The sequence below is a fragment of the Acinetobacter sp. WCHA39 genome (assembly GCF_002165385.1).
GTDB lineage: Bacteria > Pseudomonadota > Gammaproteobacteria > Pseudomonadales > Moraxellaceae > Acinetobacter.
This window is the reverse complement of the sequence record NZ_NHRP01000001.1, coordinates 188,129-196,262: the sequence shown is the minus strand read 5'-3', so window position 1 is coordinate 196,262 and position 8,134 is coordinate 188,129. Positions and strand designations below refer to the sequence as shown.

Sequence of the window (8,134 nt, the reverse complement as noted above, 5' to 3'; positions counted from 1 at the left end):
CAGTAAGTTTATTTCGCTACGGTTTGGACTATGTTCAAATGGCTATTCTACGTTTGATTGGTTTTGGAAAAAAAGAAGAATTTAAGAAAGTGCTCGCAATTTTAAGGAAGAAAAAGCCTGATAGGACAAGGGCCCTATGAAATTTGTCGTGTACAAAGAAAAAAGTGTTTCATTTGTGTCTTGAATATTTCTTAAATAAATATGCTTATTCAAGTTATTGTCAAATGATAAGTACTGCTGATAAGAGCGTTGCGTTTGTTCTTCGATGTTTTCGATATTGTTAGGTATCAGTCCATGCAAGTTAAACTGCTCACGCTCTTCAGTCGAAAAAGCTGAACCTTTATTCAAGAGTGGAAGTTCTAAAAGAGCGTTCCCAGCATAGGGAATATATAAAGGTTTTTGGGTTTTACTAGGATTTGCGGGCATACCTTACTCTTTCGATGATCTATCAAATATCAAATTTTCTTAGCTCAAGATGGAATTAAAATCACCTTAAACGAAGTGCATAATTTACACCAATAGATACCTAAAGCTGCATATATCTCAGTATATAAAAGGTGACTAGTTATTTAGAAAATAAATACTCTGTTTAAATTATATCCATTCTGACCGTAACAATCGTAACAATTGGTATGTCACTATAAGAGCGAAGAGCCAAAATGAAATCACTTAAGCAAACATCACCAGCATGCTGTGTAATGTTTGCTCAATCGTTTAATTAGTGATTCTCTTGTTCATATTCCTGAATCGCTTCTTTAGCAATTCGAAAACTATCTACGGCTGCCGGTACACCACAATAAATTGCGACTTGTAGCAGCACCTCACGAATTTTTTCTTTAGGTACACCATTACGCAAAGCACCTTTGACATGCAGCTTCAACTCATGTGGACGATTCAGCGCAGAAATCATGGCAAGATTGATTAAGCTTCGCTCAGGCTTGCTCAGTTCCTCTCGCCCCCAAACTGCCCCCCAGCAATACTCTGTAACTAACTCTTGTAAAGGTAAGTTAAAATCATCAGTATTGTTGATCGAATTATTGACATAAGCTTCACCCAACACTTGTTTACGAATGGCTAAGCCTTTTTCAAATTTTTCATTACTCATGCATTCAATCCCCCAAATAAGGTGTATTTGATTTCAAGATAATCTTCGATCCCGTATTTTGAACCTTCACGACCTAAGCCCGACTGTTTGATTCCACCAAATGGTGCGACTTCATTGGAAATTAAGCCCTTGTTGATTCCAACCATACCGTATTCAAGCTGCTCACTCATCCGCCAAGCGCGTCCTAAATCTTTGGTATAACAATACGCCGCTAAGCCAAATTCCGTCGCATTTGCCATTTCAATGGCTTGTTGTTCAGTTTCAAACTTGAATACAGCAGCCAATGGACCAAATGTTTCTTGAGTCGCCACATCCATCTCAGCGGTGACATCAGCAATAATGGTAGGTTCATAGAATAACTCACCTGCACTATGACGTTTACCACCAGCGACCAAACGACCTGCTTTAGCTAAGGCATCAGCGACGTGAGCTTCAACCTTTTTCACTGCATTGGCATTAATTAATGGACCAATTTCACTCCCAATATCCAAACCATTGCCGATTGCAAAAGCATTGACTTTTTCACTTAATGCAGCAATGAATTTTTCGTAAATTCCTTCTTGAACAAGAAAGCGATTCACACAAACACAGGTTTGTCCTGCATTGCGATATTTAGCAATTAATGCCCCTTCGATTGCAGCATCCAAATCTGCATCATCAAAGACAATAAAAGGTGCATTACCGCCCAATTCTAATGAAACTTTTTTCAGCGTTTGCGCTGAGCGTTGATACAATAATTTTCCAACGGGTGTTGAACCTGTAAAAGTAAATTTCCGTACATCATCACTTTCAAAGATTGCATCCCCAATCATGACTGCATCACCTGTAATGACACTAAAAATCTCAGCAGGTACGCCTGCTTGAATCGCTAAATCGACCAAAGCCAATGCCGTAAATGGAGTTTCTGGCGCAGGTTTAACGATACAAGGACAACCCGCAGCCAAAGCAGGTGCAACTTTACGAGTAATCATTGCTGCAGGGAAATTCCACGGCGTGATTGCTGCAACAACACCTATCGGTTGTTTACTCACGATAATCCGTGCATCTGGATAAGGACTCGGCACAATATCACCGTAAACACGTTTTGCTTCTTCAGCAAACCATTCAACAAAGCTAGCAGCATATAAAATTTCACCTCTCGCTTCTGCTAAAGGTTTTCCTTGTTCGCTAGTCAAAATAAATGCAAGTTGATCTGCATTTTCAACCATCAAATCGAACCATTTTTTTAAAATCGTTGAGCGATCTTTGGCTGTTTTATTTTTCCATACAGCCCAACCTGCAACTGCTGCTTGAATTGCGCGTTCGGCTTCTGCCTTGCCCATATTCGGTACAGTACCAATCACTTCTTGTGTTGCAGGGTTATAAATATCAGAAGTTTGTTGATTATCGGCATCACACCATTGTCCAGCAACAAAAGCTTGTTGATGAAATAATGGCAATTGATTAAGTTGCATACTGATTATCCTATTTAGACTTCGGCATTAATACACAGAACATTTTACAAAACAGTATCAATGTTCTGGTATTAACTAAACCTGTATTATGGCATACCAAATAAATCTTGAAAAAAATTTTCGGTTGCCCGAATGTTATAGCTGATTTTAGAAGTAATAGAATAACGTTAGGTTGAGTAACTTATTCCATTTACCATCATCCCCAAGCGCCAGTGATTTTTCAGTACCACCAATGAAGGAATCATTTTGACTCATAATGTATTCTGCGACTAAAGAAATCTGTTTATGGTCGATTGAAACACCAAGGATATTACGGATTGAATCTTGAGAACCAACCAAATCCTTATTGTATCGACTGTGCATAAAATACGGCGTGATATTGCCAATTTGCTTAACATCTTTAAAAGTATAGCCAAGATCAGCTGTATAGTAAGTCGCTTTGTTTGCAACATAATATTCGCTGTCATATGAACCCATCAAAGATGAAGTTGCATCAACGACGTCTTTATTACTGACATCATTTTTACCGCCTGTTAAGGTCAGACCTAGATTGCCATAATTGATTTTGCTAAATAATGCCCACGCATTACGTCGACCCGTTTGAGATGTGGTTTTATTGTCAATCTCTGAAGTCCAATATGAAGCACCGACCTGTGTAGTTAAACCTTTTACACCCAGATTAATATCTTGGGTAATACGTCCAACCCACATGTTTTTCTCTTCGATATCACTTTTGGTAATGTCATCAGAACTTACATAGTTCGCACTATAGCGACCAGAGTCTTGGGTAGTACCTTCATAGTGACCTGCATCTGCAGCAAAATAACCGACATCAAATTTGGTCGCACTTGGCAATTCAAAATGATAGTTTAAACCTAAATTATGAACATCTTCTAAACCTGCTGTAGTATTGATACTACCGTACAAACTATTGCCCCAGAAACGTCCTGATCCAAATGGAATAGCTTGCATTCCTGCCACAACCTGATCAGTTTCATTTAAATGATAACCTGCATATGCATCGATCAAGGTTGAAAAATCACACAGCGTATCGTATTGATAACAACGATATTCAGCATGTCCAAATAGTTTGCCGCGTTCATAATCAAGTTTTAGTTGTGCAGCATCAAAACGGATCTTATGTTCTGAAGCAGGTTCACCGTAATCTTTGTCTTGATAATTGGCACGTACATAACCAGAAACCGTTAACTTGCCTGAGTCGGCATTGCTGTCGCCAAAACTAATTCCTGCATAACTTGGTGTAATCATACTGGTTAATGCAGTTACCAATGTGAGTTGTAAATAACTTTTTTTCATGTCATCGATTCCATTCTAAGCATGTTTAATGTTGCGCTTTTACATTGAGTGCTGGGCTACTGCATTTAATCTTTTCGAGATTAAAGACGTAGTACACAACGAAACTCACTACCAATCCAATCACCCAAGAAATATCTACATCCTGAATGACGTTTGCGAATGGGCCTGTAAAAAATGCATTAGTCAGAAAAGGGATTTGAACCACGATTCCAATGAAATATGCAGTTAAAGCTTTGCCATTAAATTTGCCGTAGATACCACCATCTTGTGCGAAGATCGACTGAATATCATAAGATTTCTTATTGATCACATAGAAATCCAATAGGTTAATCGATACCCAAGGCACTAAAATAAATAGTAAGGCAAAAATGACGTTCAGGAAGAAGCTAATAAAGTTGCTTGATGCCCAAAGTGCTGTAAACGTAGCAAGGATTAAGACCATAATCGACAAAATAATACGGACATTCTTACTTGGCATCCATTGACCTGCAAAGGTTTGGATCGAAGTAATACACGATAAAACCGCACCATATAAATTCATGGCATTGTGACCGATGATATTACAAAGGAATAAAATCATCAGAATCGAACCGAAAATACCTGTACCCGATTTCACCGCTTCCATCGCATCGGTACCAGAACCAATACTCACCGCTACTGTACCAAATGCCATCGCAAAGATTGTTCCAAGCGAAGCGCCCAAGTAAGTAAAGATAAATGGTCTAAAAATCCCAATCGACTTCGGTAGATAACGTGAATAGTCTGAGGTATAAGGTGAAAAACTAATTTGCCAAACTGCACATAGACCAAACATGGCAAACCAACCTTTTAGGTTAAATGAGCCTTTGGCAAGTACTTCAGCATTAATTTGTGGCAACATAATCAACAAGCCGATCAGCAATGAACCGCCCATTAACCATGTGCCAATTTTATTAAAATTATGAATTAGATGATAACCCACTACCCCAATGGTGGTTGCTGCAATTGCACCAATCACCGTCGCAGTTGGAACAGGGATTGCGGGGACGACGGTATGTAAGGTTTTACCTGACAAGATAATGTTGGAAATAAAGAAACCGAGATAAATCAGTGTCGTAAATAATACGACTAGTAATGCACCATAACGCCCAAACTGTGCTCGGCTTTGAATCATCTGGGGAATGCCGACTTGGGGTCCTTGCGCAGAAGTTAAAGCTAAAATTGCTGCGCCAAAGAAATGACCACAACAAATCGCTACTAGCGCACTGATCAAACTGAGGTTAAACGTTAGCATCGACATTGCACCAGTAATTACAGCTAAGGGTGCAATATTGGTACAAAACCAGAGCGTGAATAGATCACGTACTTTTCCGTGACGTTGAGATGGATCAACGTAATCAATTGAATTGCTTTCAATGGCGAAAGCACTATTTTCATTTTGGCTCATATCCTTAATCTCTCTTTGAGGACTTCGTTTTCCTCAATATCAAATATTTGTGAGAGTAAACTTAGGTTTCACAACCTGCCTGATCAGCGCCATATCCAGATGACCTGACCTTCATTTCTCTTGTTTTACAGACGAATCACATCAACTTTGATTAAAGAAATGGCAAAAAAGATAAAGGAAACCTTGTCGAGGCTCTTGGAGCTCAACCAATATTATCTTACGTATGCCTTGATCAGATTTATGTGATTTTGAAATTTAACTGCGTCATCTTTTCATCCTTGAAATTTAAATCCTAATGACTGTTGTGATGTATTAACGCATCACAAAAGGATCATCAATCGGTTGATCTGAGGTACGTAACCACACAGTTTTAGTAGTGGTATAGTCCAACACCGCATCTGAGCCAGCTTCACGACCATGTCCTGATAGACCATGACCACCAAAAGGTGCAAGTGGAGAAACAGCGCGATAGGTATTCAGCCAAACAATCCCTGAACGAATTGCTTTGGTCATACGATGCGCGCGGCTTAAATTGTTGGTAAACACACCAGCTGCCAGTCCATAAGGCGTACTGTTGGCTTTTTGAATCGCGTCTGCTTCAGTGCTAAAACTCACTACAGACAAGACAGGACCAAATAACTCGGTCATGACGCAATCAGCTTGCGGTACATCACTACAGTCTAAAATTGTAGGTGGATAGTAATAACCTGCTCTTTCAAGCGTTTTCCCACCTGCCAATAATTTCGCCCCTTGCTGAATCGAGCGAGCAACGACTTGCTCAATTTTTTCACGTTGACGCAAGGTGCACAGAGGGCCATATTCAGTTGCCATATCATCAGGCAAACCAATCTTGATACTTTGCACACGCTCAACCAAACGTTGAACAAATTCATCTTTGATACTGTCTTCAACCAGCAACCGTGAACCAGCAACACAGCTTTGCCCAGTTGCTGCAAAAATCGCTGCGACTTGTGCATTCACTGCGCTCAGTAAATCAGCATCTGCAAATACAATAAAAGGAGATTTTCCACCTAACTCTAATGAGACTTTGGCAAGGTTCTCAGCAGAGTTGCGCACGATATGACGTGCTGTTTCTGGTCCACCAGTAAATGCCACATGAGCAACCTCTGGATGACTACTTAAAACTGCGCCACATTCAGGCCCGAAACCTGTAATGACATTCACCACACCTGCTGGAAATCCTGCTTCATGCACCAAACGTGCAAAAGCAAGTAAAGGGGCTGGTCCCTCTTCAGAGGCTTTCAGAACAATACTGCAACCTGCCGCCAATGCTGGACCAACTTTAACCGCAGACAAAAATAATTGGCTATTCCACGGAACAATTGCAGCAATCACACCTACTGGTTCACGGATGGTCCATGCTTGCATATCTGGTTTATCAATCGGCAGATAGCTCCCTTCGAGCTTGTCTGCAATCCCTGCATAGTAACGATAATATTCAGCTACATAAGCAATTTGGCTCGACGTCTCACGAATGATCTTGCCTGTATCACTGGTTTCATATTGAGCCAATTGCGGTGCAGCTTTTTCGATTAAATCAGCAAGTTTATATAGCAGTTTGCCACGCTGTGAAGCGGTTAAACCTGCCCAAGCCGCATCTTGCAGAGCCTGAGATGCCGCGGCAACTGCACGATTGACTTCATCTGTACGTGCTTCAGGCATTTTCGCCCAAACTTGCTCTGTCGCTGGATTGATGCTGTCAAATTGTGCAGCACCATCCTCAAATTGACCATTGATATACAACTGGAATTGAGAAGTCATGTCTTCTCTCCTATGCAAATGCAGGCATCACTTCGTTGATCATACGTTGTAACGATGCTTTTTTACGCTCAAAGCTCATTCCTGTATCGATCCAGAATGAATATTCGTTATAACCCATTGCTTCATAAGCTTTTAAGCGATCAATCACTTCTTGCGCCTGACCAATTACATTATTTTTACGCATAGCTTCTGGCGTATAAAATGGATGAGCTGCAATTTCTTCATCACTCAATGGCGCGATTAGACCTTGTGTAATTTCACGCTCATTTTTAAACCATGCGCCAAAATAGTTATAGAATGTGTTGATTTCATCTGCTGCAAATTGAGCATCTTCTTCACTATCAGCGACATAGGTATGACGCAATAACATAATTTCAGGACGAGGAATATCAGCAAACTTTTCACAGGCGGTATTGAAATGTCCCATGAGTTTTTCAACTTCTTCATCACCAAAATGTAATGGTGTGACTTGTACATTGCAGCCGTTTTGCACTGCAAATTCGTGGCTATTTGGATCACGTGCTGCTACCCAAATCGGTGGATACGGTTGTTGTAACGGTTGAGGCGCAGAAGTGGTTTTTGGGAACTGCCAAAATTCACCATTATGCTCATAATCGCCTTTCCACAGGTTTTTAATCGCTGGAATCATTTCACGTAAACGCTGACCCGCACTCCATGCATCCATACCAGGCACCATACGCTCATATTCAAACGAGTAGGCACCACGTGCAATACCAATATCTAAACGACCATTGGTAATGATATCCGTCATAGCAGCTTCACCTGCCAATTTAATTGGATGCCAAAATGGCGCAACAACTGTACCAGTGCCCAAACGTACATTTTTAGTTTTATTGGCAATATCAACCAAGTTAATGAATGGATTAGGTGCAATGGTAAAATTCATTGCATGATGTTCACCAGTCCAAATCGCATGCATACCGCCTTGATCGGCAATCTGGCAAAGTTCAATCATCTCATCATAGAGCTGCTTCTGCGTTTGTTGATCAGAAACACGTTCCATGTGTACAAATAATGAAAAACGCATAG

At 40.4% G+C, this 8,134-nt stretch carries 6 protein-coding genes and 2 pseudogenes; 1 reads left to right on the top strand and 7 read right to left on the bottom strand.

All coding sequences use genetic code 11. The features are described 5' to 3' along the window. Positions 1 to 140, top strand: a pseudogene (locus tag CDG56_RS00895) (IS4 family transposase); the annotation flags it as partial. Between the two features lie 19 nt (positions 141 to 159). Here the strand turns inward: CDG56_RS00895 and CDG56_RS00890 are convergent. The 7 genes and pseudogenes from CDG56_RS00890 to tgnB form a co-directional block, all read right to left on the bottom strand. Continuing rightward, a pseudogene (locus tag CDG56_RS00890) lies at positions 160 to 426 on the bottom strand (NAD-dependent malic enzyme); the annotation flags it as partial. A gap of 292 nt (positions 427 to 718) precedes the next feature. After that, entirely contained in the window at positions 719 to 1,105 is a 387-nt protein-coding gene (locus CDG56_RS00885; protein ID WP_087546630.1) for a carboxymuconolactone decarboxylase family protein, read from the bottom strand. Further along, a complete protein-coding gene (locus tag CDG56_RS00880; RefSeq protein WP_087546629.1) occupies positions 1,102 to 2,559 on the bottom strand; it encodes an NAD-dependent succinate-semialdehyde dehydrogenase in 1,458 nt (485 codons plus the stop codon). The genes CDG56_RS00885 and CDG56_RS00880 overlap by 4 nt, the downstream gene beginning before the upstream one ends. A gap of 147 nt (positions 2,560 to 2,706) precedes the next feature. Further along, on the bottom strand, positions 2,707 to 3,876 hold the full coding sequence (locus CDG56_RS00875) for a hypothetical protein (protein WP_087546628.1): 1,170 nt from the start codon (positions 3,874 to 3,876) through the stop codon (positions 2,707 to 2,709). A 25-nt stretch (positions 3,877 to 3,901) separates the two neighbouring features. Next, positions 3,902 to 5,302 carry a purine-cytosine permease family protein gene (locus CDG56_RS00870; protein WP_087546627.1) on the bottom strand — a complete coding sequence of 467 codons (1,401 nt, stop codon included), beginning with the start codon at positions 5,300 to 5,302 and terminating at the stop codon, positions 3,902 to 3,904. A gap of 312 nt (positions 5,303 to 5,614) precedes the next feature. Then, entirely contained in the window at positions 5,615 to 7,084 is a 1,470-nt protein-coding gene (gene tgnC / locus CDG56_RS00865) for a (Z)-2-((N-methylformamido)methylene)-5-hydroxybutyrolactone dehydrogenase (RefSeq protein ID WP_087546626.1), read from the bottom strand. A gap of 10 nt (positions 7,085 to 7,094) precedes the next feature. Beyond that, the gene (gene tgnB, locus CDG56_RS00860) at positions 7,095 to 8,132 is read right to left on the bottom strand and encodes a flavin-dependent trigonelline monooxygenase oxygenase component (RefSeq protein WP_087546625.1); all 1,038 of its coding nucleotides are present in this window, start codon (positions 8,130 to 8,132) and stop codon (positions 7,095 to 7,097) included. Positions 8,133 to 8,134 lie beyond the last annotated feature (2 nt).